Origin of the sequence: Thioalkalivibrio sp. ALgr3, assembly GCF_000377325.1 — a bacterium.
Lineage (GTDB): Bacteria > Pseudomonadota > Gammaproteobacteria > Ectothiorhodospirales > Ectothiorhodospiraceae > Thioalkalivibrio.
The window spans coordinates 1-26,604 of sequence record NZ_KB897989.1 but is presented as its reverse complement, the minus strand read 5'-3'; the positions used below and the strand labels follow the sequence as shown (position 1 = coordinate 26,604).

Sequence of the window (26,604 nt, the reverse complement as noted above, 5' to 3'; positions counted from 1 at the left end):
ACTGCCCAATGGACCTGAAGAACCTCAACGAGATCGATTTCAACAACATTGGCGAGGCCCCCTGGATCGTCAAGGGGGTGATCCTTCTGGTGATCATCGCCGTGATCCTGGGCCTCACCTACTATTTCGTGATCGACGACCAGCTCAGCGAACTCGAACGGGCGGAGCGCGAGGAACAGCAGCTGCGTGACGAGTTCGAGGAGAAGCAGCAGCGTGCGGCCAACCTCGATGATTACCGCGAACAGCTCGCGGAAATGGAAGACATGTTCGTGGAGCTGCTGGAGCTGCTGCCGACCAGCGCGGAGATCCCCAGCCTGCTGGTGGATGTGTCGCAGACAGCGCTGCAGACCGGTCTGGAAATCGAGCTGTTCGAACCGCGCTCCCATCGCGAACGTGATTTCTATGCCGAGGTGCCGATCCGGCTGCGGCTGCGGGGCGACTACGAGGAACTGGCCGAATTCGTCAGCGGCGTCTCCTCGATGCCCCGCGTGGTCACCATGCACGACATGCGCATCCGCCGCGCGGGTGACTCGGATTTTGATCTGGTCATGAACGCCGAGGCGCGAACCTACCGCTATCTGGAGGACAACTGATGAGTCGGATCTCCGTCAGCCCCCGGGTACGGATCCTGGCGGTCGCCGTGCTGGGCGCGGGCCTGCTGGGTGGCTGCGCCCAGGACAAGAGTGACCTTCACAACTATATCGCCGAGGTCCACGAACGGCCGGGTTCGGGCATCGAACCGATCCCGACGCTCGAGCCCCACGAGCCCTACCTGTATCCGGGGCATACCCGTTCACCGTTTGACTCCAGCGTGATCGAGCAGCCTCAGATCGCGGAGGACGAGGGCGAGCCGGGCGATGCCGAAATCGACCCGGACCGGCCGCGGGAATACCTGGAAAGCTACCCGCTGGATTCGCTGTCCATGGTCGGCACCCTGGAACGCGACAACATGCGCTATGCCCTGGTACGGACTCCGGACCGCTCGGTGCAGCAGGTCACGGTAGGCAACTGGATGGGCCAGAACCACGGTCAGATCGTCGAAATCACGCCCACCCGCATCGAGCTGGTGGAAGTGGTTCCGGACGCCTTCGGCGGGCACATCGAGCGCGATAATTCCATCGCCTTGCAGCGGGCCGAAGATCGGTAGGATCCCGGGAGAGACAAACATGGAAATGACATATCGGCACAATGCCGGCAACAGCAACAGGGGGCTGAACATGGGATCTTCCATGCGCGCACTGGCGGGCTCCGCGATGGCGGGCCTGCTGTTCATGGCGTCCCAGGGCGTTTCCGCCCAGGAACTGGAGGATATCCGGGCTGCCAGCATTGGCGGTGACCGGGTGCAGGTGAACCTGCAGTTTTCGGACACCCCGCCCGCGGACATCCGCGCCTTCGCGATTGATTCGCCGCCGCGGATCGCTTTTGACCTGCCGGATGCCGGCAGCGTGATGAGTGACCGTCGCAAGGAATTCAACGTGGGGCCCCTGCTGGAGGCCACCGCGGTGGAATCGGGCGATCGTACCCGGGTGGTGCTCGGACTGACGCAGCCCTCCGAATATCAGACGCGAGTGGATGGCAACAACTTCATCGTGACCCTCGGGCGCGGCGTGACCGAAGCCGACGCGCAGGACGAAGCCGTGGCCGAGCGCGTCGGCGACCCCGAGCCGCGGACGACCCGTTCCGCGCGGCCGGTTGAGCTCACCGACATCGATTTCCGTCGTGGCGACCAGGGCGAGGGTCGTGTCGAGGTGGGGCTGTCGCGCAGTGGTGGTGCCATCGATGTGCGTGAACAGGCCGGCCGTATCGAAATCGAGTTCGATCGGGCCGCCATCGACGAGTCGATGGAGCGGCGGCTGAACGTGGTCGACTTCGCCACCCCGGTGCAAACCATCGACACGGTCGCCGATGGCGACCGGGTTCGCATGGAAGTGGCCACCGAGGGCGAGTACGAGGTCGTCTCCTACCAGAGCGACCGGCAGTACGTGCTGGAGGTGGCGCCGATCACCGAGGCGGAGCGTCAGGCGCGTGAAGAGGAAGAGCGCGAGTTTACCGGGGAGCGTCTGTCGCTGAACTTCCAAGACATCGAGGTCCGCTCGGTGCTGCAGCTGCTGGCCGACTTTACCGATCTGAACATCGTCGTCAGCGACGACGTCGACGGCAACATCACCCTGCGGCTGAACAACGTGCCCTGGGATCAGGCGCTGGACATCATCATGCAGTCCCGCGGCCTGGACAAGCGCATGGAGGGCAACGTGCTGTTCGTGGGGCCCGCCGAGCAGATCGCTGCCCGTGAGCGGCAGCGGATGGAGGCCGAACGCGACCGCCAGGAACTGGAACCGCTGCGCACCGAGTTCGTGCAGATCAATTTCGCGCAGGCGGGCCAGATCGCCGAGCTGATCCGTGGCGAGGAAGACCGCTTCCTCTCCGAACGCGGCAGCATGACGGTCGACAGCCGGACCAACACGCTGCTGGTCCAGGATACCCAGCGCCGGATCGAGGATATCCGCGAACTGGTGCGGAACCTGGACGTGCAGGTGCAGCAGGTGCTGGTGGAGACCCGCATCGTCATCGCGGAAGACAGCTTCAATCGCGATCTCGGGGCGCGTTTCGGGGTGACCGGCACGCGGACTCGCGGTGATACCTCGGCGGCCGGTACGGGCTCGCTTACGGGCGCAGATCAGGCGCGAGGCGGCAGCCCGGACGACGCGGCCCTGGCCAATCGCCTCGGCTCTTCCCTCCCGGCCGACGCGGCCAACGCGGGCGAGTTCGGGTTCAGTATCCTGCGTCGTGGTCTGCTGCTGGACCTGGAGCTGTCGGCGCTGCAGGCCGAGGGTCGCGGCGAGATCATCTCCTCGCCGCGAGTGGTGACGACCAATGGTCAGCCGGCCGTGATCGAACAGGGCCAGGACATCCCGATCATCGTGCAGGACGAGGCGGGCAACCCCAATACCGAGCTGGTCGAAGCCTACCTCTCCACCGAGGTGACGCCGCAGATCACGCCGAACGGCAACGTGATCATGGACATCCGCGTGACCAAGGATGAGCCGGGCGACGTGGTCTTCGACGACGTCACCATCAACCGCCGCGCCGTGGAGACCCAGGTGTTCGTGGGTGACGGTGAAACGGTGGTCCTGGGTGGGGTCTACGAGATCGACAGCAGCGAACAGGTCCGCGAAGTCCCGTTCCTGGCGGACATCCCGTTCCTCGGCAACTTCTTCCGTAACCGGGCGAGTTCCGAGCAGAAGGCGGAGCTGCTGATCTTCGTCACGCCACGCGTGCTGGACTGAACCCGCCCGGGCCCATGGCGGCCCGCCGGTGGGTGACAGCGAACCCGGGATCCGCGGATCCCGGGTTTTTTTTGCTCCGGAGTCCCGGTAGCCTGCCCGCATGCAGAATATTGTCCTGGTGGGCCCGATGGGGGCCGGCAAGAGTACGATCGGGCGGGGGCTGGCGGGACTTTTGCGCCGGGCGTTCCATGACACCGATGACGAGATCCGCAAGCGCACCGGGGTGGATATCCCGACCATCTTCGAATTCGAAGGTGAGGAGGGCTTCCGGCGGCGCGAGACTGCGGTCCTGGATGCACTGCTGGAGAAGGACGGCATCATCCTGGCGACCGGCGGCGGGATCGTGGAGCGTCCGGAGAACCGGGAACGGCTGAAAGACGCCTTCGTGATCTATCTGCGGGTGCCGGTGGAAGAGCAGTTCCGCCGGACCCGGCGCAGCCGCAACCGGCCGCTGCTGAACCAGGCGGAGGATCCGCGGGCCCGACTGCAGGCGCTGTTCGAGCGGCGAGACCCGCTGTACCAGCAGGTTGCGGACATGGTCCTGGAGGGCCGCGGGCGCCGGGTGCGGGATGCGGTCAACGGGGTGTGCTCGGCGTTGCAGATGAAGCGCCCGGACCTGTGCGAGCCGCGCGCGGGGTCGGAGTAGCCCGCGCGGTGATCAGTGCCGGGTCTGGGTGCCGCCGCCGGCCACGAACATGCCTTCGGGGCTGGGATCCGCGCGGCGCCCGTGAGACGCGTGGTGAAACGCCAGCCGCCAGCCGCCGTCGACGCACCGCCAGGTCTGGCTGATCAGGATGGTGCCGGTGGGTGCCACGTCGCCCGGCCGGGTGATGGCTTCCTCGATCACCATGCCGAGGCTGTCGTCGGTCTCGAACCGGCCGACGATGCGCGGTTCGATGCCGATGTTGAGTTCGCGCGAGAACACCAGCAGCCAGCTTTCCATCACTTCGGCGGTGCCGCGGTGCGCCCGGGGGCTGCCCGGATGGATGCACACGATGTCGGGGCGGTCGGCCCACAGATCCATCATGTGTTCGATGTCCGCCTCGCGGAACGCCCGGTAGTAGGCGTCCATGCAGGCCTCGACCGCGTCGCCGGCCATCAGTGCACGCTCCGGCGGTTCCAGCGCGAGCGGGTGGTGGGGTCGGGGCTGGCATGGTGCAGCACCATGCGCCAGCTCCGGCCCTCGAAGCGGTAGGCGTTGGTGGCCAGGATCACGCCCCGGAGCTCTCCACTCATGTACAGGTATTCGTGAAGCACGTGGGTGACCAGGTCGCTGCCGCCGAGCACGGTAAGGCCGGAGCGTCGGATGACGGTGTCTTCCATGCTCGCGAGAATGTCGTCCCAGCTGTCCATGACCAGTTCGATCCCCTGCAGGCGCTCGCCGCCGGGGTGGATGCAGATGCAGTCGGGCGTGTCCTGCCAGACCGCACGCATGGCTTCCGGATCACCGGCTTCGAACGCGCCGTAGAATGCCTCTTCGGCCGCTTCAGGGGAGGAAAATTTCGCCATGGCCGTCCTGTCCTTTGTCCAGATGATCACGAACGCTCCGCGAACGCAGGGGCGGGCTCCTTGCGCCGGATTCTTTCAGTCCCCGGTCCGCGCGGCGAATTCTGCCAGTATCCGCACCGTTGGGGATACGGGAATCCGGCGGCGGCGCTGGTCGCCGGGCGGGCGGAACGTCACAATGGCGCCCCAGCGGTTTCGTTTCCCTGAATCCTCCGACCGGAGCCCTGCCCATGGCGCGCATACTGACGACCGGCATCGTCACCCTTGATCACGTGCTGGATGTCGACACCTATCCTGCCGAGGACGCCGAGGTGCGTGCGGCCGACAGCCGCGCCCGGCCCGGTGGCAACGCCGCGAACACCGCCGCGCTGCTGGCGCAGTTCGGGCACCGGCCGGAACTGGCCGCGGTGGTGGCGGACGGGGCCGCCGGTGACGACCTGATCCGGCGTCTGCGCGAGCGCGGGATCCACGACCGCCATCTGGTCCGCCGGCCGGGGGCGACGCCGACCTCACATATCCTGCGCGCCCGCGACACCGGTTCGCGCACCATCGTGCATCACCGGGATCTCCCGGAACTGGCGGTGGAGGACCTGCACGGCGTCGCCTGGGAAGAATACGACTGGCTGCACTTCGAGGGGCGCAACCCGGAGGTCCTGGCCCGGGTGCTGGCCACGGTGCGCGACTGCGTATACGACGCCCCGGTCTCGCTGGAGCTGGAGAAGCCCCGCGACGGGCTGGAGGCCTGCATCCCGTTCGCCGACATCCTGATGGTCTCGCGCGACTGGGCGCAGGCGCGGGCGGAGCGCACCGGTGTCGGCGACGAACCGGCGGCGACCTGCGAGGCGGCCCTGCGGGCCCTGATGGAGGAATACCCGGAGGCCATCATCACCGTCACCGGCGGCCCCGCCGGTGCCTGGATCGGGTTCCGCGGCCGCGTGGAGCACTGCGCGCCGACGCCCGGTCTTACCGTGATCGACAGCGTGGGTGCCGGGGATGCCTTCAACGCCGGGCTGATCGACGCCATCGCCTCCGGGGAGCCGCCGGAGCGTGCACTGGTCGCCGCGGTGCGTCTGGCCGAACGCAAGCTGGCACAGGACGGCCTCGACGGCCTGACACGCGTCTGAGGCTGCGCCTGATTCGGGCGCGCCCCGGACCGAACGCCGGCCTCCACGGGCCAGCGGGATCACCGCACCGGTCGGGTCGGCTCCAGCCGCAGCCCGCGCACCTCCCCACGGGCCCCGGCGGTCTGCAGGGATTCGGCCCATGGCGACTGGCGGGCGGGCTGGTCGTTGATCTGTTCCACGGTGATGCCCCGGCGGCGTGGCAGCCAGGGCCCGGCCATCAGCCCGCGCAGCGCGGCGACGATGCGGTGTTCCCAGTCGGCCGGCTCGATGCGCGTGACATCGGCCGGCCAGATGAACAGCTGCCGCCCGGACGCCGTGAGATAGATCGCCGGACGCCCGTCCACCAGCGCGACCAGTGCCCCGGCGACGCGACGCAGCCGCCGCTGCGCACCCGGGGGTGGCTCGGGCCAGGCCAGCAGCGAGCCCCAGGGCTGGGCCGGGTCCACGGCCGCCAGCCAGCACGCGTCGCCGGCTTCACTGCCGTCGGCTCCGGAGCCCTCCAGCGAGCGCAGTTGGTCGACCACGCCGGCGCGCGCGAACTGGGCCCCCGTCAGTCCCTCGACGAAATGCCCGCGTCGCAGCTTGCCGGCGTCCTCCATGGTACGGCACACGGGATAGATGCGCCCGAACCCGCCCGGCGACTCCTCCGCCCGCGCCATCTCGCGACTGACCACGCCGTAGCGCGCGAGCAGCACCTCGGTGCGGTCGCGGGCGCGTTCGGTGATCTCGATGGTGGGGTCCACCAGATCGCTCACCCGCGACCAGCGTCCGCCGGCGATGCCCGTCTGCCCCCGACCCGAACCCCGCCCGGCGCCGCGTCCGGGCCCCCGGCGGCCGCGGGTTGTGGCGGATCGCCCGCGCTGGCCGAGGCCGCGCAGCGGGGCCACCGTGTCGTTGGTGATGAGGCCGGACCACACGCAGTCCCACAGCGCCGTCTCGATGGCGGCCGCCGGGGCCTTGGGTACGGCCTCGCGCGCCGCGCGCTCCAGTTCCATGTAGAAACAGGCCCCGCGCCGGTCGAGGGCATCCAGGATCGCGCGCCTCAGGCGGGCCTCGCTGTCGCCGTCGATCCCGGAATCGCCGTCCTCGGTCGATGCGTCCGGGCACGCGTCCGTGTCGGGCGCTGCGGCCGGCGGTTCCAGCAGCGCCCCGGCGTGTTCCCGGCGCAGGAACATCACCCGCCCGTCGCGTTGCCCCAGCGCCCCGCAGCCGACCCAGACGAAGGCCCCGGTGGCCGTGGCCAGGTCCAGCTGTTCCAGCGAGAAGTCCTGCAGCCGCATCGGCAGCACCTGTCCGGTCCAGGCCGACCAGGGCAGGGCGATGCCCTCCAGCTGCGCCAGCACCTCGTGCAGGGCCTCGGTCCCGCGCCCCGGGCGGGTAACCCCCTGCCACTGCGGCAGGAAACGCCCCAGGGTGCCGGCGTCCACCGCGGCGGCCTCCTCGCGCAGCTGCGCGAGGGTGCGGCGCTTGAGCCGGCGCAGCACGTCGGTATCGCACCATTCCTCGCCGTGGCCGCCGGGCCGGATCGCCCCGCGCAGCAGGCGCCCGGCCGCTTCCAGCGCCTCCAGTACCGGGCGCACGGCGGCCTCCGGCAGACCGTAGCGGGCGGCGGGCTGCTCCGCGCGGAACGGGCCGCGATTGCGGGCGTAGCGGATCAGCAGCTGTTCCAGCGGCCGTGCCGGCGCTTGCAGAAAGCCGCCCGGCAGACCCGGCGGGGGCACCACGCCCGCTGCATCGCGGTACAGTGCGGCGTCCTCCGCCGCGATCCAGCGCGGCTCGCCGCCGATGTTCGCGCGTACCGCCCGCAGCCCGTCCTGCAGCTGCTGCAGCCACGGCCCGGGAGGCGCCTCGCAGGACGCGGCCAGCTCCGCCTCGCTGCAGTCGCCGAGGCGGCGCAGCAGGTCGTGCAGTTCGTCCGGGTCGGTGGCGCGGGTGCCCGGCGCGGTACGGGCCAGTTCGGCCTCCAGCGCCGCCAGGGCCCCGGGGTCGATCAGCTCGCGCAGTTCGGCCTGGCCCAGCAGTTCCGCCAGCATCCCGCGGTCCAGGGTCAGCGCCTGCGCCTTGCGTTCGGCCACCGGGGCATCCTGCTCGTAGATCCACGCTGCCACCCACGCCGAGACCAGGCTGCGGGCGAACGGCGAGGCGCGTGGCGTCTCTACCTCGTGCACCCGGATCTCGCGCTGCTGCACCCGCTCCAGCAGGTCGCGCAGGGCCTCCATGTCGAACACGTCCGCCAGCAGCTGGCGGTAGGTCTCCAGCACCACGGGGAACTGCGCATGCTGCTGCACCGTGGCCAGCAGCTGCTGGGCCTTCAGGCGCTGGGCCCACAGCGGGGTGCGCTGTCCGGGACGGTTGCGCACCAGCAGCAGGGCGCGGGCGGCGTTCTCGCGGAACAGCGCGGCGAAGCGGCTGGAGCCGGCCGCCTCGCGGGTGACGAGTTCCTCCACCGTGTCCGGGTCGGGGAACAGCGTCGCCGGATCCGGCAGATCCTCGCGATCCGCCAGCCGCAGCACGATGCCGTCGTCGGTGTACATCACCTGGGCCTCGCCCTCGGCGCTGACGCTCAGCTCCGCCTGCAGGGCCATGGCCCACGGGGCGTGCACCCGCGCGCCGAACGGTGACAGGATGCACACCCGCCAGTCGCCCAGTTCGTCGCGGAAGCGTTCCACCACGATGCGCCGGTCGGAGGGTACCGCGCCGGCGGCCTCCATCTGCTCGCCGATGTACTCCGCGAGCTCGTCGGCGGCGGCCGGCGACAGCGGCGCGTTGCGGCAGAGCCAGTCGCTGCGCGCGGCCGGCTCCAGCCGCGCCAGGGTCTCCGCGGTGGCGCCGATGGCGCGCCCCAGTTCCACCGGACGGCCGGGGCCGTCGCCGTGCCAGAACGGCAGCTTGCCGGCTTCGCCGGGGGCGGGCGAGACCAGCACGCGATCGCGGGTGATCGCCTCCACGTGCCAGGTGCTCGCGCCCAGGGTCAGGTTCTCGCCGGTCTTCAGCTCGAAGACCATCTCCTCGTCCAGTTCGCCGATGCGCGGGCCGCCTTCGCCGGCATGCACCGCGTACAGCCCGCGATCGGGGATGGTTCCGGCGTTCAGGCGGGCGGCCATGGCCGCGCCGCGGCGCGGGGTCAGCTCGTCGCGCGCGCGGTCCCAGGCCAGCCACGGGCGCAGATCCGCCAGTTCGGTCCCGGGCAGGTTGCCGGCGAGCATGTCCAGGGTGGCCTCCAGCAGGCCGCGGCCGAGATCGCGCCATGGTGCGGCCCGGGTGACCAGGGCGTGCAGCTCCTCCACCGTGCGCGGCTGCTCGCAGACCATGGCCACCAGCTGCTGGGCCAGTACGTCCAGCGGGCGCCGGGGCATCTGCAGCGGTTCCAGCGCCCCGGCGTGCATGCGCTGGCCGATCACCGCGCATTCCAGCAGATCGCCGCGATAGCGCGGCAGCATCAGCGAGCGCGACACCTGCCCGACCCCGTGGCCGGCGCGCCCGGCCCGCTGCAGCCCGCGCGACACCGCACCCGGTGACTCGACCATGACCACCAGGTCCACGGCCCCCATGTCGATGCCGAGCTCCAGCGAGCTGGTGGCGATGATCCCGCGCAGGTGGCCGGTCTTCAGCCGGCCCTCGATTTCGGCCCGCCGGCCATGCGATACGCTGCCGTGGTGGGCGGCGACCAGGTCCTCCGGGTTGTCCTCGTCGCAGCGTTCCCGCCATGCCTCGTTGATGCGCTGCACCAGGCGTTCGCACAGGCCGCGGCTGTTGACGAACACGATGGTCGAACGATGCGCGAGGATGGCCTCCAGCAGGCGCGGCTCCAGACTGGCGGCGCGCCCGCCCTGCGGTCCGGTGACCGGCGGGCCCGGCGGGCTGCCCGTTGCCTGCCGGCCCGCGCCCTGCTGCCAGGCCTGGCCCAGCAGCGAGCCGCCCGCGATCGGCGGCGCTGCGGAGCGGGTTTTATCGTCGGTTTCGTTCGGGTCCGCGCCCGGAGTCCCGGGGTCGGACGCGGACGCCGTCTCCTCCGGAGTGACGATCTCCAGATCCAGCCGCGGCGGTTCGGCGGCATCCACGACCTGCACCTCGCGGTCGCCGCCGAGGAACTGTTGTGCGACCTCGACCGGGTGCACCGTGGCGGACAGGCCGATGCGCTGCGGATCCCGCGCGCAGCGTTCGCTCAGGCGTTCCAGCGACAGCGCCAGATGGGCCCCGCGCTTGCTGCCGGCCAGGGCATGCACCTCGTCGACGATCACCGTGTCCACCGTCTCCAGGGTTGCGCCGGCGCGCGAACCCAGCAGCAGGTAAAGCGATTCCGGGGTGGTGACCAGGATGTCGCCCGGTTCGCGTGCCTGACGCCGCCGCTCCGTCTGCGGCGTGTCGCCGGTGCGGATGTCCACGCGCGGGGTGGCGACGGGCCGGCCCTGGCGTGCGGCGGTATGGGTGATCCCGGTCAGCGGCGCGCGCAGGTTACGTTCCACGTCGGCCGCGAGCGCCTTCAGCGGCGAGACATACAGCACGCGGTAGCCGGGCGTGATTTCGGCTCCGGTGCGCTCCGGATCCGGGGCCCATTCCCGGGCCGATTCCGGGGGCGATTCCGGGGGCTGTTCCTCCATCCGCCGATCCAGCGCATCGAGGAACGCCGCCAGGGTCTTGCCGCTGCCGGTGGGGGCGATCAGCAGGGCATGCCGGCCCTCGCGGATGACCGGCCAGCCGGTGCTCTGGATCGCGGTGGGGGTGCCCAGGGCCTCCCGGAACCAGGCATCGGTCGCCGGCCCGAAGGGCGTGGTCATCGAGCGGTGTTTCCCCAGGGAAACACTGATCAATGTACACGCTCGCGTTGGCACCCCAGGTTTTCCGAGACAAGGCGCGGTGCGCAGCCGGTAGTGGTTCTACCGGCAAGGGCCGCAACGCAGGATCGGGGAACCTGGGGTGCCAACCCCGCAGGGGCTCGGCCGCTTTTGCGCGCGCACGGCGTTGCGACTCCCTTGTGCAGAATGCTGCACGGCAGTCGCCGCGCCTTGTTCGCACGCAAAAGCGACTCGAGCGCGAACGTGGACATTGATCAGCGTTTCCCTAGGCGTGGCCGACGGTGGTGTCGGTGCTGGCGTGGAAGTACTCGCTGTCGCGGGCCAGTTCGTCGACCAGCTCGTGCAGCATGGCCAGGCGGCTCTCGGCATCGGAGAACGGCGAGCACTCCTCGCAGCGCACGTCGCCGCAGGGCTGGCGGCTGTACAGCCAGAAGTGCACCGCGCCGGCCAGCAGACCGTCGGCGACATCGCCGGTGTCGACCGCGTCACCGTCCTCGGCAAGGCGGTTGGCCAGGTCGATCAGGCGGCGCGCGGCGTTGTTGTAGCTCTCTTCGGGGCTGTCGGTCTCGTTCATCTTGTATCGGGCTCGCGTTGGCGTTGGGGCCCGGGAGATCATCTCCGCGGGTCCGCGCCCCAGTTTACCGGGAATTGGCCAGCGACCGAAGGAACAGCGGGATGCGGCGTTCCTCGGGCGAGAGCCCGCCGTGTGCGCCGCGGAAGAACGGGCCTTCGTCATCGGCCGGCGGGTCCACCAGGTAGGCATCGGCCGCGGGCAGGAGGAGGTAATCGCCGGCGCGGGCGTGCAGCTCCGGATGCTCTGGCCCCGGGCCCAGAGTGGGGGCGGGCGTGTCACTGGCCATCCAGGCCTCGCGTGGTAGCAGGGCGATATCGTCGCCGAAGGCCTGCGCGACGGCGGCCTCGAACCTGGCCTCGCGGCCCTCGCGCACGTGGGCCAGCGCGGCGCGCGGTTCGCCGGTCAGGCGGTGCCGCAGGCAGTCCTGCACCGCCGGGGCCTCGCGCAGATCCAGGCGGCGTTCCACCGGGCGCATGCCGTGGTCGGCGGTGGTCAGCATCACCGCGTCGGTCCCGGCGAGCTGGGCGCAGGTCGCGGTATAGGCGAGATCCAGCTGCTTCAAATGGCGTTCCACCTCGGGGCTGCCGGGACCGTACTCGTGGCCCAGGTGGTCGAGTTCCGACCAGTACACGTAGGTGAAATGCGGCCCCGGATGCGCGCGCACGTGGGCGGCGACACGCGCCGGCAGGTCGCTGATGCCGTCGAACCCCACGAAGCCCGCGCCCTCGCTCATCATCCGGTTGTAGGGTGCGTGGCCGATCCACTTCGGGCCGATGAAGGTGCTGGGGCATCCGAGGCGGTCAATGATCCGGTCCGGCTGCACCCGGGCGGCGAGTTCGCGGTGGTCCAGCCGCGCGGGCTGGTCGTCGGCGCCGCGTTCCTCCGCCATCAGCACCGTCAGGGTGCGCGCCGGTTCGGCCAGCCGGGTGTTCCAGCCGAGCAGCCCGTGGTGCGCCGGATGCCGGCCGGTGAGGACGCTGGTGATCGCGGTGGCCGTGGTGCTGGGGAACACCGTCTCCAGCGTGGCGTGGTGGTCGGCCTGCATCAGCGGGGTGTGCCGGCGGTAATCCTCGGCGAAGCCGTCGATCAGCCACAGCACCACGTGGGTATTCGGGCCCAGGGCCGGGTCGAGCTCCGCCAGGGCACCGGCATGTGCCGGGGCGCCGGGGGTCAGGGCCGCCTCGACGCGGCCCAGCAGGTCCATCAGCCCCGGCCCGTCGTGGCGGGCGCGCAGGCTCTCGGCGACGGACATCAGGCCTTCGCGCCGCCGTCACCGCCCTCGCACGGGGGTGAATCGGCCACCTTGCCCGCGCGCTCGAACCACTGATCCGGGTCCAGGGTATGCAGTGCCAGCGCGTGGATCCCGCCGGCGAGTTCGTCCGCCAGGGTGCGGTTGACCATGCGATGGCGCGCCACCAGCTTCTGGTCACGGAAGGCCTCGGAGACGATGGTGACCTTGAAATGTGATTCCGAGCCCGGCGGCACGTTGTGCATGTGGCTTTCGTTCTCTACCGCCAGATGCACCGGCTCGAACTCCGCCTCCAGTTTGGCGGTGATCTGTTCCTGCATGCTCATGGGAGACTCCTGTTCAGACTCGGCGTGAGGAAGATGGCCCACCAGTCTGCCCGGACAGGCACGGATGTCCAGATCCGCCGCCCGCGGGGCGGGCGTTTCCCAAGGGATGACGCAGCACGGTGGAGGGTTATACTGAGCGGCTTGTTTCTGCTGCCGGGAGCCTTTGATGATACCTGTGATACGTGACACGTGGTCGGGGGTCGACCGGCTGGTTGTGGCCTCTTGCCGCTGAAATGAAACGCGTGCAGCACCTCGACGAGCTGGCAACCCTGCTGGAAGCGGGAGTTGACTGGCAGCGGGCCAGCGGGGTGGTAGGCCTGCCCGCCGGCCGCGCCGACCCGGTGCGCGCGCTGGAGACGGCCGGCTGGATCCGTCCCGAAGAGCGGCCGCTGCTGAAGGCCCTGAAGGTTGCCGGGCGGCTGGACCGGGCCCTGCGACTGCTGGCCGACCGGCTGCATCGCGAGGAGAACACCGAACGACGGATCCGTGCCGGATTGCTGCTGCCGGCGCTGCTCTGGGTGGTGGCGCTGGTGCTCGCGCCCCTGCCGGCGCTGTTCCGGGGCGTGCTGGATGGCCCGGGTTACCTGTTCGCCGTGCTTCAGCCGCTGGTGGTGACCGGGTTGCTGGTCTGGGCCGCGTTTCGTTTCTGGCGTCCGCTGCTGCAGGTGTGGCAGCGCTGGTGGCTGCGGCCCGGGCGCCTGCCCGGGGCCGGCCGGCGGCAGGCGCTGTTGCAGGATCTGGGTCTGGTTCTGGGGGCCGGTGTGCCGGCGGATCAGGCCCTGCAGGGCCTGGCCGCGGCGGAAACCGGCGAGCTCCGGCGGCGGCTGAACACGGCGGCGACGGCCTGTGCGGAGGGGCTGCCGTTGGTGGAGGCGCTGCGACGCGAGGCCCTGCTGGACCCCGATCGCGAACCCGGGCTGCTGTCCTCCGGCGAGGCGGCCGGCCGTCTGCCCTCGGTGCTGCAGTACCGCGCCCGCGAGCTGGACGGGCATCTGGCCCTGCGTCGCGAGATCGTGGCCGAATGGCTGCCGCGCGGGGTGTACCTGCTGGTGCTGGTCTACATCGGCTACTGGCTGGTGGTCTGAATCACCCGGGATGGCCTGTTCAGGGGGTTTCCGCCGTTTCGGCCTCCGGATCGCGGAGTTCGAGATCGACCATCAGCTCGTTGGCCAGGGCTTCCAGATCGTCCTGCAGGGAGTGCAGGTCCACGCCTTCGGGCACCCCGAGGCGGGCGCGGGCACGGAACATCGGCTCGCCGGTCATCGAGGCCGGCTCGACGGCCGTGTCCAGGTTCTCCACGCCCACGCCGTGACGCGACAGCACGGCGGTGATGTCCTGCACGATACCGGGCCGGTCGTGCCCCATCAGGTCCAGCAGCACCTTGTGCCGCGCGGGGACGGGCTCCGGCACCGGCAGGTCGTCGCCCCGCTGGATGTGGATCTGCAGACCCTCGCCTTCCAGCTCCCGCAGCGCGGTCTCCAGGGCGTCGACGCCTGCGGTGTCGGCCTCCAGCATCACCACCCCTGCGAACTGCCCGGCCAGCTGCGCCATGCGGCTCTCCAGCCAGTTACCGCCGGCCTCGTGCGCACGGGCCGCCACCTTGCTGACCAGCCCCGGGCGATCCGGACCGATCAGTGTGAGAATTACCGAAGTCTTCATGGTCGATCTCCTGTCTTCTGGCGCCGCAGCGGATCCTCCATCGTACGGCAAGTCCGGGCTGGCGGGTATCGTGGTGCCGGGGCAGGGCGAACGTGTACATTGAGCCGGATTTCCCCGGGCCGCACGGGCGCACCATGACCACCGATCCGCAGGCGCAGCAGGAAGCCGTCTCCACCGGGCTGGAAGGCCTGGACCGGGTGCTCGACGGGCTGCGCATCGGCGATAACGTGGTCTGGCGGGTCGACGACATCGAGGACTATCGCCGCTTCGTCGAGCCGTTCGTGGCGGCGGCCCGCGCCCAGGACCGCTCCATCATCTATCTGCGCTTCGGCTCCCACCCGCCGCTGGTGGAGGCCGGTCCGGGGATCGAAGTGGTGGCCATCGACGCCCTGCGCGGCTTCGAGCCGTTCACCCGCCACGTCTTCCGCCTGGTCACCGAGTACGGCCGCGGCGCGTTCTATCTGTGCGACTGCCTGTCGGATCTGCTGGATGCCTGGGCCACCGATCACATGGTGGGCAACTTCTTCCGCGCCATCTGCCCGTATCTGTACGAGATGGACACGGTGGCCTGGTTCGCGCTGCATCCGCACAGCCATTCGCATACCACGCTGTCGCGCATCCGCGAGACCACGCAGGTGCTGATCGACGTGCGCCGCGCCGGCGACGCGGTGCACGTGCAGCCGGTGAAGGTATGGCAGCGCAGCTCGCCGACCATGTTCCTGCCACACCGCCAGCGCGGCACGCAGTTCGAGCCGGTGGTGGACAGCAGCGAGGCCACGCGGCTGCAGGCGTTGCTGGAGGAACAGCGCCCCGGCCAGCAGCACGGGCGGCAGCTGCTGGACTACTGGGATCGCCTGTTCCTCGCCGCCTCCGATGCGCTGGCGGAGGGGACGCCGGCGGCCGACCGCGCCCGGGTACAGGACGAGATCCTGCGGGTGCTGATCGGCCGCGACGAGCGCATGCTGGAACTGGCGCGGCGCCACCTCGGTCTGGAGGAGCTGCTGGCGATCCGCAGCCGCATGGTCGGCAGCGGCTACATCGGCGGCAAGGCCGCGGGCATGCTGCTGGCGCGGCGCATCCTGCTCGCGCAGGACCCGCAGCGCTGGGGGCGGGCACTGGAACCCCACGACTCGCACTTCATCGGTGCGGACGTGTACTACGCCTATCTGGTGCATAACGGCTGGTGGCCGCGGCTGATGCGCCAGCGCACTGCGGAGGGCTATTTCGACGAGGCGCACGGCCTGCGCGAGGACATGCTGCACGGCGAGATCCCGCCGGAGGTGCGCCGCGAGCTGGAGCGGGTGCTCGACCACTACGGGCAGTACCCGATCCTGGTGCGGTCCAGCAGTCTGCTGGAAGACGGCTTCGGCAACGCCTTTGCCGGCAAGTACGAGAGCGTGTTCTGCGTGAACCAGGGCAGTCCCGGCGAGCGCCTGGCGCAGCTCGAGGACGCCATCCGCCGGGTCTATGCCTCGACCATGAGCCACGACGCGCTGAGCTACCGCCAGCAGCGCGGCCTGGTGGACCAGGAAGAACCCATGGCGCTGCTGCTGCAGCGGGTCAACGGCCGCTACCACGGGCGCTACTACCTGCCGGAGGCCGCCGGGGTCGGGGTCTCGTGGAACACCTTCGTCTGGGACGGCGCGCTGGATCCGTCCGCCGGGATGCTGCGCCTGGTGCTGGGGCTGGGTACCCGCGCGGTCGACCGGGTCGCGCGCGATCATGCCTGCGTGGTGGCGCTGGACCGGCCCGAGCGGCGGCCGTTTCACAGCCGGGACGAGTTGTACCGCTACTCGCAGCACGCCGCCGATGTGCTCGACATCGAGGCCAACCGCGAGGCCGCCGTGCCCGTCCAGCAACTGGCCGAGACCGCACCGGACCTGCCGCTGAACCTGCTCGGCGAGATCGACCGCGAGGCTGCGCGGCGCGCCCGCGAACAGGGGCGCGAGGAGCGCCTGTGGCGGGTGACCTTCACCCCGCTGCTGCAGCGCACCGGCTTCGCCCCGCTGATGCGCGACCTGCTCAAGGCCCTGGAGGCCGCCTATGCCCACCCGGTGGACGTCGAGTTCACCGTGCACCTCGACGCCGAAGGCAACGCCGGCGTGAACCTGGTGCAGTGCCGGCCGCTCGCCACCCTGGGCAGCGACCGGCCGGTGGAACTGCCGGACCGGGTTGACCCGCAGCGCCTGTTTTTCGCCAGTGACGGCCGCTTCATGGGTGGCAACATGGATCTCGCCATCGACCGCGTCATCCGCGTGGAGGGTGCCCGCTACGCCGGGCTCTCCCGCCCGCAGAAATACGCCGTGGCCCGCCTGGTCGGCGTCCTCAACCGCCAGTACGCCCGTCCCGAAGACTGCGCCACGCTCCTCATCGGTCCCGGCCGCTGGGGCACCAGCACCCCCGAACTGGGCGTGCCCGTGCGCTTCGCCGACATCGACCGCGTGCGCATGCTGGTGGAGGTAGCCGACTCCGACGCCGGCATCGTCCCCGACCTCTCGTTCGGCAGCCACTTTTTCCAGGACCTGGTGGAGGCGCGTATCGCCTACGCTGCGCTGTTCCCCGCCGAACCGGGCTGCGAGTACCACCCCGCCTGGCTCGACGGGTGCCCCGCGCACACGCCCGAGGTCGACCTCGAGGTTGCCCTCGGCGAGCCCATCGACCCCGCCGTACGCGCCACCGTGCAGGTCCACGACACCCGCAACGCCGCCCTGCGGGTGGTCGCCGATGTGGTGCAGCAACGCCTGCTCGCCTGTCAGCCCGGCAACCGCTAAAATCCGCTGCGGCCCGGCGCGTGAAGACGATGTGGACTGCTGTGCAGAGGAGGTCGCGATGCCGCTCCCGGTGGTGTTGAAGGACGTCCTGGAACAGGTGGATCCGCTCACGGATGGCTGGCAGACCTATGTCCACCGGACGACCGGTGAGGTGGTGGGCTTCAGCGATGAAGACGAGATCCTGGCCGAGGAAGATCCGGAGGAGCTTCCGGAGTGGCAGCAGGAGGTGCTGCAGACGGTACGGGCCGTACACGCTTCGGATGACTATGTGCGGCTTCCCGACCCGTTCGATTTTGACGAGTACGGGGTGATGGCCCAGTTCTGTCGTCTGCAGGAAGATCCGGATCTCCGCTCCGAACTGCTGGAGGCCATCCGGGGTCGCGGTGCGTTCCGCCGGTTCAAGGACCTGATCCATGACAGGGGGATCGACCAGGACTGGTATGCCTGTCGCGACGAGGCGCTGAAGGCGTTTCTCGCCGATTTTTTCGAGGCGGAGGGTATCCCTTTCGTCGACGAGTAGGCGCAGTGCCTCGCACTGTCCGGGAAAGGGTTTGCGGAAGGGTCTCCCGTTCCGCGGCGGACCCGGTGCGTGATGTGTGGCGGCCAGTGGCGATCCAGGGCCGTTAGTCGTGGTAGAGCATGCGGCGGGTCATGCCGCCGTCGGCGGTCCAGATCTGGCCGGTGACGAAGCCGGAATCCGGGCCGAGCAGGAAGGCGGTGAGGGCGGCGATGTCGCCGGGCTGGCCGACGCGCCCGGCCGGGTGCTGGGTGTGGTCCTGTGCGGACAGCGGCTCGGCCTGTTGCTGATCGGGGTTGCGGGTGTCGATCCAGCCGGGTCGGATGGCGTTGACGCGGACCTCCGGGCCGGCGCTGACGGCCAGGGCATGGGTGAAGGCGTCCAGTCCGCCCTTGCTCGCGGCGTAGGCCTCGGTGTCCGGCTCGGACTGCAGGGCGCGGGTGGAGCTGATGTTGACGATGGCGCCCCGGCGGCGGCGCAGCAGGGGCAGGGCGTGCTTGGCGAGCAGAAAGGCGCCGGTGAGGTTGGTATCCAGCCAGCGCTGCCAGTCGGTCAGCTCCAGTCTCTCCAGAGGCCCGGAGTGCGGGTCGCTGATGCCGGCGTTGTTCACCAGGGCATCCAGGCCGCCGTGCCATTCCTCCGTGCGCCGCATCGCCTCGCGGACCTGTTCCTCGTCGCGGACATCCAGCGCGATGGCGCGGGCGGCGGAGCCCAGGCGCGTGGCGGCCTGTTCGCATTCGGGGCCGTCGATATCGGCCAGCACCACCTGCCAGCCATCCCGCACCAGGCGCTCGGCGATCCCGAGCCCGATCCCGCGCGCCGCGCCGGTGACCAGCGCGACCCGCGAGTGACTTTGATGGGGAGTGTGCTCAGACATGGATTGTTACGGGTGAGCCTTGCTGCCCACGGTTGGCGCGGCGACGTGGGTCATGCGGGTTCGGTCTCGTGCGCGAGCATGTTCATGATCAGGCGGATCATCGTTTCCTTGTTCTCGGGGTCGGATTCCGCCACCAGCAGGGTCAGGGCGGCCAGGCCTACATCGTTGATCACGGGCTCGCCGGCTGGGTTGATGAGGCGGTGATTGCGATGCAGGAAGTCGACGAACAGGTAGGCGGCGCTGCGCTTGTTGCCGTCGGAGAACGGGTGGTTCTTGATCACGAAGTACAGCAGGTGAGCAGCTTTGGACTCTACCGTGGGGTAGGCCGGTTCGCCGAATACGGACTGGTCCAGGTTGCCCAGTAGCGACTCGAAGCCGTCGCCGCGCTCCTGGGCGAAGAGTTCGGTTGCCTGTTTCTTTGCGACAAGGTCTTTCTTGAGCGTGGCGAGGGCGCCGCGCGCCTCTTCGGGGGTTGGAAGTGTGCCTCCGGTTTCGGCTCCGGGTTCGGTCAGCAGACCTTCGTCGTAGCGCTGCAGCAGCAGGAAGGTCTGGGCGTAGCGGGTCACGATGTCGACCAGTCCGCGACCGGCTTCGACGCCCAGTTCCGGGCTGCGGGCGGTACGGCGCACCAGCTCCAGTGCGGCTTCCAGCTCCCGGGCGTTGGTCTCGAAGCGCTGGCGGTTGAGGGTCCAGCCGCGGGTCAGGTGTTCGCGCAGTACGCGAGTGGCCCATTGGCGGAAGCGCACAGCACGGCGGGAGTTGACCCGGTAGCCGACCGAGATGATGGCGTCCAGGTTGTAGTGCTTGATGCGTCGTGAGACCTGGCGAGCGCCTTCCTGTCGAACTACCGAGGAATCCTCGGTAGTTGCCGGTTCATCGAGTTCGTCGTCTTTGTAGATGTTTTTTAGATGCAGACCGACGTTGTCGGTTGAGGTGTCGAAGAGCTCCGCCATTTGCCGCTGCGTCAACCAAACGGTATCGCGTCCGGTGTCCAGTCGGACTTCCACGATGTGGTCGGCATCATCTTCGTAGATGACGATCGGGGTTTCGTCTTCCCGGGTCATGTCGGATCCTCTTCCCTGAGGGGTTGCTGTTTTATAGCTTGTTCCTGGCTGTGTTTCCTGTCACCGGCTGGCCGCGTGGACGCTCTCACCGTGTTATTCGCCTGGTGCCGGCGGCAGGTTGTAGAAGGCGCGGGCGGTGGCGGTGGTGTGGGCGGCGAGGTCTTCCGGGGTCTCGTCGCGCAGCTGGGCCACGTATTCGCCGATGTGGGGTAGGAACGCGGGCTCGTTGCGCCGCCCGTTGCCGATCTTCTTGCCGGAACCCTTGGGCAGGGTGCGCGGCAGCAGGTAGGGGGCGTCGGTCTCGATCATCAGGCGGCCGCGCGGGATGGTCGGCACCAGCGGGTGCAGGTGCTTGCCGCGGCGCTCGTCGCAGACCCAGCCGGTGATCCCGATGTGGCAGTCGAGATCGAGGTATTCGGCCAGGGCGTCGGCCTCGCCGGTGAAGCAGTGCACCACGGCGGCCGGCACCTTGTCGCGCCAGCGGCGCAGGATCTGCGCGAAATCGTGGTGGGCGTCGCGCTCGTGCAGGAACAGTGGCAGGCCGAGATCGGCGGCCAGCTCCAGCTGGGCCTCGAAGGCGATGCGCTGCTGCGGGCGCGGCGAGTGGTCGCGGTTGTAGTCCAGCCCCATCTCGCCCATGGCGACCACGTTGGCATCCGCGCGGGCGAGGTCACTGAACCGCGCGGCGATCGCGTCGGTCCACTGTCTGGCCAGGTGCGGGTGCACGCCCAGGGTGGCGCGGCAGCAGTCCGGGTACTGGTCGGCGATCTTCAGGCACTTCTCGCTCTGGTGGGCGTCGGCGCCGGTGATCAGCATCCAGGACACGCCGGCCTCGCGCGCGCGCTCGAGAACCTCGTCGCGTTCCTTGTTGAAGGATTCGTGGGTAAGGTTGAAGCAGATATCGATCCATTCCATGCGCGGTATGCTAACGGATTGGACGCACAGTGCCAGTTCCCCGGCTCCGTCATTGCGAGGCGCCGAAGGCGGTGAAGCAATCTCCTGCGGCTGGAAGTGCGGTGGATTCGAGGGCTCCGGTGGTTTCGGGCCGGCAGATTGCTTCGTCGCTGCGCTCCTCGCAATGACGGGGAGTGGGGCGCAATGACGGGGGATACAGTCGGGCTTCGCAATGACGGGGAAAGAAGGACTGTCATGGCGAGGAGCGCAGCGACGTGGCACAAAAGCGCGAAGCGCGTTGAACGGCCGCAGGCCGGCCCGGAGGGCGAGCGCAGCGAGTAATCTCTGTGAGTAGCCCCCCGGCGTTGCAATGACGGCGCCGGCGTCCGGGTTTGGGCCGGGGCAGCGGCGGCGTGTTAAGGAAACACTGAGAAATATACACGTTCGCGTTGGCACCCCGGGTTTTCCGAGACAAGGCGCGTTGTGCAACGGGTAGTGGTTCTACCCGCAAGCGACGCAACGCCGGATCGGGGAACCCGGGGCGCCAACCCCGAAGGGGCTCGGCCGCTTTTGCGCGCGCACGGCGTTGCGACTCCCTTGTGCAGAATGACTGCACGGCGGTCGCCGCGCCTTGTTCGTACGCAAAAGCGACTCGAGCGCGAACGTGTATATTTCTCAGTGTTTCCTTAAACCTTTGGCAATGTTTCTGATCTGGAGTCTGGAATGCGTGATGCGAACCCCCAGCCGGTCTATCTGAGCGAGTATCAGCCGCCGGCGTTCGAGGTGGAGAACCTGGAGCTGGATTTCGATCTGGCGGCGGCGACCACCGAGGTGACGACGCGCATGGCGGTGCGCCGCAACCCGCAGGCGGCGGAGCCGGGGGCGCCGCTGCGGCTGTACGGGGATGGCGTGGAGCTGGTGTCGCTGACGGTGGATGGCGCCGAGCCGGGCGAGGGCATGCTGGAAGAAGACGCCGACGGCCTGCTGCTGCACGGCCTGCCGGAGGCGGCGCGGCTGGAGATCGTCAGCCGCTGCCACCCGGAGCAGAACACCGCGCTGGAAGGCCTGTACGCCTCCAGCGGAAACCTGTGCACCCAGTGCGAGCCGGAGGGCTTTCGCCGCATCACGTTCTTCCCCGATCGCCCGGATGTGCTTACCACCTATCGCGTGCGCCTGGAGGCGGACCGGGCGCAATACCCGGTGCTGCTGGCCAACGGCAACCGCGTGGAGGCCGGCGAGTTGGACGGCGGGCGCCACTACGCGGTGTGGGAGGATCCGTTCCCCAAGCCGTCGTACCTGTTTGCGCTGGTCGCCGGGGATCTGGCCTGTCAGCGCGACACCTTCACCACCATGTCCGGGCGCGAGGTGGCGCTGGAGCTGTATGTGGAGGCGCACAACGCCGATCGCTGCGATCACGCACTGGCCTCGCTGAAGAGGGCGATGCGCTATGACGAGGAGGCCTTCGGCCGCGAATACGATCTGGACGTGTATATGATCGTCGCGGTGGACGACTTCAACATGGGGGCGATGGAGAACAAGGGGCTGAACCTTTTCAACGCCAAGTTCGTGCTGGCCAGTCCCGACACCGCCACCGACGACGACTTCGTCGCCATCGAGTCGGTGATCGCCCACGAGTATTTCCACAACTGGTCCGGTAACCGCGTGACCTGCCGCGACTGGTTCCAGCTGTCGCTCAAGGAAGGGCTCACCGTCTTCCGCGACCAGGAATTCACCACCGACTGCACGCTGTTCGGGGTCAAGCGCATCGACGATGTCTCGCTGCTGCGTGCCCATCAGTTCCCTGAGGACGCCGGTCCGCTGGCGCACCCGGTGCGCCCGGATCACTACGCCGAGATCAACAACTTCTACACCCTGACGGTGTACGAGAAGGGCGCGGAGCTGATCCGCATGCTGCGCACCCTGATCGGGGGCGAGACGTTCCGCCGCGGGCTGGATGTCTACTTCGAGCGCTTCGACGGTCAGGCGGTCACCACCGACGACTTCGTGGCCGTGATGGCCGAGGTCAGCGGGCGCGACCTCACCGCATTCAAGCGCTGGTACACCCAGGCCGGCACCCCGCACGTGACCGCCGCCACCGCGCAGGATGGTTCCACCGGCGAGTTCCGCATCAGCCTGGGGCAGTACACCCCGCCGACGCCGGGTCAGGAACACAAGGAGCCGGTGGTCATCCCGGTACGGGTGGCGATGCTGGATGCCGACGGGCGGCGCATCCGCGGGCGCCTGGAGGGCGGCCCGGAACAGGATGAATGGGTGCTGGAGCTCGACCGCTCGGAGCGCAGTTTCCATTTCGACGAGCTCTCGGCGACCCCGCAGGCCGTGTCCTGGCTGCGCGGTTTCTCCGCGCCGGTGATCCTGGAGGCCAACCAGAGCGCGACGACCCTCGCCCACCTGCTGGCCCATGACGACGATGCCTTCAGCCGCTGGGAAGCGGCGCAGACCCTCATGCGGCGTGCGATCCGGGCGCGCATCGAGGATGACGCCGCCGACCCGGTGCTGGAGGCGGAGATCCAGCACGCCCTGGCGGCCCTGCTGGAGGATCCGGCGATCGAGCCCGTGCTGCTGGCCACGATCCTCCAGCTGCCGCCGCCGCGCGAGCTGGCGGAGCTGTTCGACTGCGTGGACCCGGTGCGCCTGCGGGCCGAACGTGATGCCCTGGAGGCGCGGCTGTACGCCCCGCTGGCGGACCGGCTGCGTGACCGCCAGCCGAAGCTGGACGACATCGACAACGGCGCGTTCACCGCCGATGCCATGGGGCAGCGGCGCCTGCGCAACCGCCTGCTCGCACTGCGGGTGGCGGCCGGCGACGAATCCGCGGTGCCCGAGGTGCTGGAGCAGTATCGCAAGGCCCGCAGCCAGACCATGCGCATGGGGGCGTTGAACGCCATCAACGACCTGAACCACGAGGCCCGGGGTCTGCTGCTGGCCGACTTCGAGCGGCGCTACCACGACGACCCGCTGGTGCTGGACAAGTACTTCGGCCTGCAGGCGGCCAGCCAGGTGCCGGGCGGCTTCGATCGCCTGGAGTACCTGCTGCAGCACCCCGGGTTCCGCTGGTCCAACCCCAACCGCGTGCGCGCGGTGCTGGGCCCGTTCATGGCCCGCAACGAACGCCATTTCCACCAGGCCGACGGTGAGGGCTATCACCGCATTGCCGGCTTCGTGGAGAAGCTGGACAGGATGAACCCGCAGACCGCCGCGCGTCTGGTGCAGCCGCTGACCCGCTGGCGCAAGGTGGATCCGGCGCGCGGCGAGCAGATGCGTGCGGAACTCGAGCGCCTTGCTGCCCTCGAAATCTCGCGCGACCTGCGTGACGTGATCGAGCGCGCGCTGGCCGACGCCTGAATCGGCCCGCGCCGGGGCCTTGTGCGGAGATTGCCGCGTCGCCTTCGGCTCCTCGCAATGACGGGGGCTGGAGGGGTTCCGTCATGGCGGGGTGGGTGGCGCCGGGGCCCGGTTCCGAGATTGCCGCGTCGCCTTCGGCTCCTCGCAATGACGGGGGCTGGCGGGGTTCCCGTCATCGCGAGGCGCGCAGCGCCGTGGCGATCTCCGCGGGTGCCCCGGCGCTGGATTGCAGAATGCCGGGGTCGCGTCTACAGGGAACCGCGGGTTGTGGTAGTTTCTGGCGTGGTTACCGGGTGGCACCGCCCCTCGAGACGAGGTTTCGACTGACGTGAAACGGGTCTTCCAACAACTGCTGTGCTGGATGCTGGTGGCGGCGATTGCCGGCCTGCCGGCGGTGGCTGCGGCAGTGGGCATGGAAGACGCTCACGCCGGTCATGCGGCGATGCACGCAGCCCCGTCCGCCGATGATTCGCACGCCGGTCACGGGCAGGACCATGCCCATGGTGGCGAATCGCACCACCACCATGGGCATGATCCGCACGCCGGGCATGCCGATGAGTCGCAGCACGATCACCATGCCCCCGCGACATCCGATGCTTCCCATGCGGGCGACCCGCTCGGGTACGTTGACTGCGTGGACGCCAGCTGTCTGGCCAGTTGCTCGGCCTGCGGTCACTGCCAGGGTATGCCGACTTCGTCCGGCACCGATGTCCCGGACCCGGTGAAGCAGGCCATGAGCCTGTATTCCTTCCAGAGCGGTCCGCCCGCGGCCGCGTTGTACCGCCCCCCGATCCTCTCCTGATCTGACTGTACCGGCCCGAGTGCCGGAGCTGTCCGCACGTCCGGGTTCCACCCGGTGCTGGCGGATGGCAAGGCCGTGTCGCGCGTTCGCGCGGGATGCGGAATCGAAGTCCGATCAAGGAGATTTTCACGATGCGAGCAACCCGATTGCTGCTCCCCGTCGTGTCGGTGCTGTTCCTCGCCGGCTGCGCGGTCACCGCGCCCGAGCTGGATCGCTCCGACCTGGCGGAGGATGTCTCGGTGCAGGGGATCGACCTGCCCGAGTCGGAGATGCCCCGACCCTCCGGCGAGCTGACGCTCGAGGAGGCCATCCATCAGGCCCTGTGGCGCAACCCGCGCATGCAGCAGGCCTACGCCGAACTGGATCTGACGGCCGCCGACGTGGTCGAGGCCGCCCAGTTCTCCAATCCCACCCTGTCGCTGTCGGTGATGCGCCCCGAGGGCGGTGGCGGCAACGAGACCGGGGTCGGTCTGGCCTGGGGGATCTCCGGCCTGCTGATGCGCAGTGCGCGTCAGGACATCGCCGAGGCCCACTGGGAGTCCACCCGTCTGCAGCTGGCCGAAGGCATGGTGGCCCTGGCCTCGGACACCGAGCGTGCCTGGTATGACGCGGTGGCCGCGCGCCAGCGGGCGCAGGTGCAGGCGCTGGAGACCCGTGCCGCGGACCTGGGCTCGTTGCTGGGCGAACGCTTCTATGACGCCGGCAACATCACCGACCTCAAACGTGCCCGGCTGAATATCCGGGCCGCCGAAGCGCGGCTGAAGCTCGAGGACGCGCGTCAGCGCGAGCGCGAGACCCGTCTGCGTCTGGCGCACCTGATGGGGCTGCCCGGTTACGTCGATGACTGGGAGGTCCCCGGCAAGCTGCCATTGCCGCTGGCCGGCGTGGAGGATCGCGATGCCCTGGTCGAGCAGGCCCTGGAGCAGCGTCTGGATCTGCGGGCCCTGGATCACGCCCTGGAGGGGCTCACCGAGGGCGTGGCCCTGGTGCGGCGCTATCGCTGGCTGGGGGATATCGAGCCCGGTATCGAGTTCGAGCGCGAGACCGACGGCACCCGCCTGTGGGGCGGAGGCATCTCCTTCACCCTGCCGATCTTCAACCAGAACCAGGCCGGCATCGCCCGTGCCGAGGCGCGGCTGGAGGACGGCGAGGCCCGACGGGCCAAGCTGGAGCAGGCCGTGACCGCCGACGTCCACCAGCACTTCGTGCGGCTGGCTCATCACCGCGACAAGTTCAGTACCAGGCGCTACGAACTGGTCCCGGCCCGCGAGATCGAGGTGGAGCGCATGCAGGAACGCGTGAACTTCATGTTCGACGATGTCTTCGATCTGCTGGTGACCAAGCAGGAAGAGCTGGCCGACTGGCAGCGCGCGGTGGCCGCGCTGGGTGACTACTGGCGGGCCCGGGTGGATCTGACCTTTACCGTGGCCGGTGAACTGCCGGGCGGGGCGCCGGGTGACGAGGGGTACCTTGAAACCGACGGTCTCGAACATGATCCGTCCGCGATGGACCGCGACCACGGTGACCACGGTGACCACGGTGACCACGGGGACCACGGGGACCACGGGGACCACGGGGACCACGGTGACCACGGGGACCACGGGGACCACGGGGACCACGGGGACCACGGGGACCACGGAGATCACGGAGATCACGGAGATCACGGAGATCACGAGGATCACGACCATGGCGATCACGGTGACCACGGCGACAACGGTCACGGAGGGCATCACTGATGAAACGGCGTAATTTCCTGCTGGCCGCCGGCGCGGCAATGCTGCCGGCAACCACCCTG

General features: G+C 69.4%; 21 protein-coding genes. 11 read left to right on the top strand and 10 right to left on the bottom strand.

Going from position 1 to position 26,604, the window contains the following annotated elements; all coding sequences use genetic code 11:
- Positions 1-8 precede the first annotated feature (8 nt).
- The 4 genes from C998_RS0111370 (at position 9) to C998_RS0111355 (ending at position 3,933) form a co-directional block, all read left to right on the top strand.
- Positions 9-593, top strand: a complete 585-nt coding sequence (locus C998_RS0111370) for a type 4a pilus biogenesis protein PilO (protein WP_018870991.1) — start codon at positions 9-11, stop codon at positions 591-593.
- Positions 593-1,147, top strand: a complete 555-nt coding sequence (locus C998_RS0111365) for a pilus assembly protein PilP (protein ID WP_018870990.1) — start codon at positions 593-595, stop codon at positions 1,145-1,147. The genes C998_RS0111370 and C998_RS0111365 overlap by 1 nt, the downstream gene beginning before the upstream one ends.
- A 19-nt stretch (positions 1,148-1,166) precedes the next feature.
- Positions 1,167-3,287: a type IV pilus secretin PilQ gene (gene pilQ / locus C998_RS0111360; RefSeq protein WP_018870989.1), complete on the top strand. Its 2,121-nt coding sequence runs from the start codon at positions 1,167-1,169 to the stop codon at positions 3,285-3,287.
- A gap of 100 nt (positions 3,288-3,387) precedes the next feature.
- The gene (locus C998_RS0111355; RefSeq protein ID WP_018870988.1) at positions 3,388-3,933 is read left to right on the top strand and encodes a shikimate kinase; all 546 of its coding nucleotides are present in this window, start codon (positions 3,388-3,390) and stop codon (positions 3,931-3,933) included.
- Between the two features lie 12 nt (positions 3,934-3,945).
- On the opposite strand, the gene C998_RS0111350 is transcribed toward C998_RS0111355, so the two are convergent.
- Positions 3,946-4,386: a nuclear transport factor 2 family protein gene (locus C998_RS0111350; RefSeq protein ID WP_018870987.1), complete on the bottom strand. Its 441-nt coding sequence runs from the start codon at positions 4,384-4,386 to the stop codon at positions 3,946-3,948.
- Positions 4,386-4,796 carry a nuclear transport factor 2 family protein gene (locus C998_RS0111345; RefSeq protein ID WP_018870986.1) on the bottom strand — a complete coding sequence of 137 codons (411 nt, stop codon included), beginning with the start codon at positions 4,794-4,796 and terminating at the stop codon, positions 4,386-4,388. The genes C998_RS0111350 and C998_RS0111345 overlap by 1 nt, the downstream gene beginning before the upstream one ends.
- Positions 4,797-5,023: 227 nt before the next feature.
- Here C998_RS0111345 and C998_RS0111340 point away from each other — a divergent pair, with 227 nt between their 5' ends.
- Positions 5,024-5,917 (top strand): PfkB family carbohydrate kinase, encoded by an 894-nt coding sequence (locus C998_RS0111340; protein WP_018870985.1) that lies wholly within the window; start codon positions 5,024-5,026, stop codon positions 5,915-5,917.
- Positions 5,918-5,976: 59 nt separating this feature from the next.
- On the opposite strand, the gene C998_RS0111335 is transcribed toward C998_RS0111340, so the two are convergent.
- The 4 genes from C998_RS0111335 to C998_RS0111320 form a co-directional block, all read right to left on the bottom strand.
- Positions 5,977-10,695: a DEAD/DEAH box helicase gene (locus C998_RS0111335; protein ID WP_018870984.1), complete on the bottom strand. Its 4,719-nt coding sequence runs from the start codon at positions 10,693-10,695 to the stop codon at positions 5,977-5,979.
- A gap of 283 nt (positions 10,696-10,978) precedes the next feature.
- On the bottom strand, positions 10,979-11,287 hold the full coding sequence (locus C998_RS0111330; RefSeq protein WP_018870983.1) for a hypothetical protein: 309 nt from the start codon (positions 11,285-11,287) through the stop codon (positions 10,979-10,981).
- Between the two features lie 64 nt (positions 11,288-11,351).
- On the bottom strand, positions 11,352-12,539 hold the full coding sequence (locus C998_RS0111325) for an alkaline phosphatase family protein (protein ID WP_018870982.1): 1,188 nt from the start codon (positions 12,537-12,539) through the stop codon (positions 11,352-11,354).
- A complete protein-coding gene (locus C998_RS0111320; protein WP_018870981.1) occupies positions 12,539-12,862 on the bottom strand; it encodes a BolA family transcriptional regulator in 324 nt (107 codons plus the stop codon). The genes C998_RS0111325 and C998_RS0111320 overlap by 1 nt, the downstream gene beginning before the upstream one ends.
- Positions 12,863-13,095: 233 nt before the next feature.
- Between C998_RS0111320 and C998_RS0111315 the strand changes: the two genes are divergently transcribed.
- Complete coding sequence (locus tag C998_RS0111315) at positions 13,096-13,947, top strand: type II secretion system F family protein (protein WP_018870980.1); 852 nt, start codon at positions 13,096-13,098, stop codon at positions 13,945-13,947.
- Between the two features lie 19 nt (positions 13,948-13,966).
- Here the strand turns inward: C998_RS0111315 and C998_RS0111310 are convergent, their stop codons facing one another.
- Entirely contained in the window at positions 13,967-14,521 is a 555-nt protein-coding gene (locus C998_RS0111310) for a glycine cleavage system protein R (protein ID WP_018870979.1), read from the bottom strand.
- A gap of 134 nt (positions 14,522-14,655) precedes the next feature.
- On the opposite strand from C998_RS0111310, the gene C998_RS0111305 reads away from it, so the two are divergent.
- Both C998_RS0111305 and C998_RS0111300 read left to right on the top strand, forming a co-directional pair.
- Positions 14,656-17,292 (top strand): PEP/pyruvate-binding domain-containing protein, encoded by a 2,637-nt coding sequence (locus C998_RS0111305; RefSeq protein ID WP_018870978.1) that lies wholly within the window; start codon positions 14,656-14,658, stop codon positions 17,290-17,292.
- A 58-nt stretch (positions 17,293-17,350) separates the two neighbouring features.
- Positions 17,351-17,812, top strand: a complete 462-nt coding sequence (locus tag C998_RS0111300; RefSeq protein WP_018870977.1) for a UPF0158 family protein — start codon at positions 17,351-17,353, stop codon at positions 17,810-17,812.
- A gap of 103 nt (positions 17,813-17,915) precedes the next feature.
- On the opposite strand, the gene C998_RS0111295 is transcribed toward C998_RS0111300, so the two are convergent.
- The 3 genes from C998_RS0111295 to C998_RS0111285 all read right to left on the bottom strand — a co-directional run bounded on the left by C998_RS0111295 (position 17,916) and on the right by C998_RS0111285 (position 20,665).
- Positions 17,916-18,686 carry an SDR family oxidoreductase gene (locus C998_RS0111295; RefSeq protein WP_018870976.1) on the bottom strand — a complete coding sequence of 257 codons (771 nt, stop codon included), beginning with the start codon at positions 18,684-18,686 and terminating at the stop codon, positions 17,916-17,918.
- 50 nt (positions 18,687-18,736) lie between these two features.
- A complete protein-coding gene (gene rhuM, locus C998_RS0111290) occupies positions 18,737-19,750 on the bottom strand; it encodes a RhuM family protein (RefSeq protein WP_018870975.1) in 1,014 nt (337 codons plus the stop codon).
- Between the two features lie 93 nt (positions 19,751-19,843).
- Complete coding sequence (locus C998_RS0111285; RefSeq protein ID WP_018870974.1) at positions 19,844-20,665, bottom strand: TatD family hydrolase; 822 nt, start codon at positions 20,663-20,665, stop codon at positions 19,844-19,846.
- A 702-nt stretch (positions 20,666-21,367) separates the two neighbouring features.
- On the opposite strand from C998_RS0111285, the gene pepN reads away from it, so the two are divergent.
- The 3 genes from pepN (at position 21,368) to C998_RS0111270 (ending at position 26,545) form a co-directional block, all read left to right on the top strand.
- A complete protein-coding gene (gene pepN / locus C998_RS0111280; protein ID WP_018870973.1) occupies positions 21,368-24,007 on the top strand; it encodes an aminopeptidase N in 2,640 nt (879 codons plus the stop codon).
- Between the two features lie 361 nt (positions 24,008-24,368).
- Positions 24,369-24,809, top strand: coding sequence for a hypothetical protein (locus tag C998_RS14880; RefSeq protein ID WP_196799388.1), 441 nt, complete (start codon positions 24,369-24,371; stop codon positions 24,807-24,809).
- 146 nt (positions 24,810-24,955) lie between these two features.
- Positions 24,956-26,545, top strand: coding sequence for a TolC family protein (locus tag C998_RS0111270; RefSeq protein ID WP_018870971.1), 1,590 nt, complete (start codon positions 24,956-24,958; stop codon positions 26,543-26,545).
- Positions 26,546-26,604: the final 59 nt, after the last annotated feature.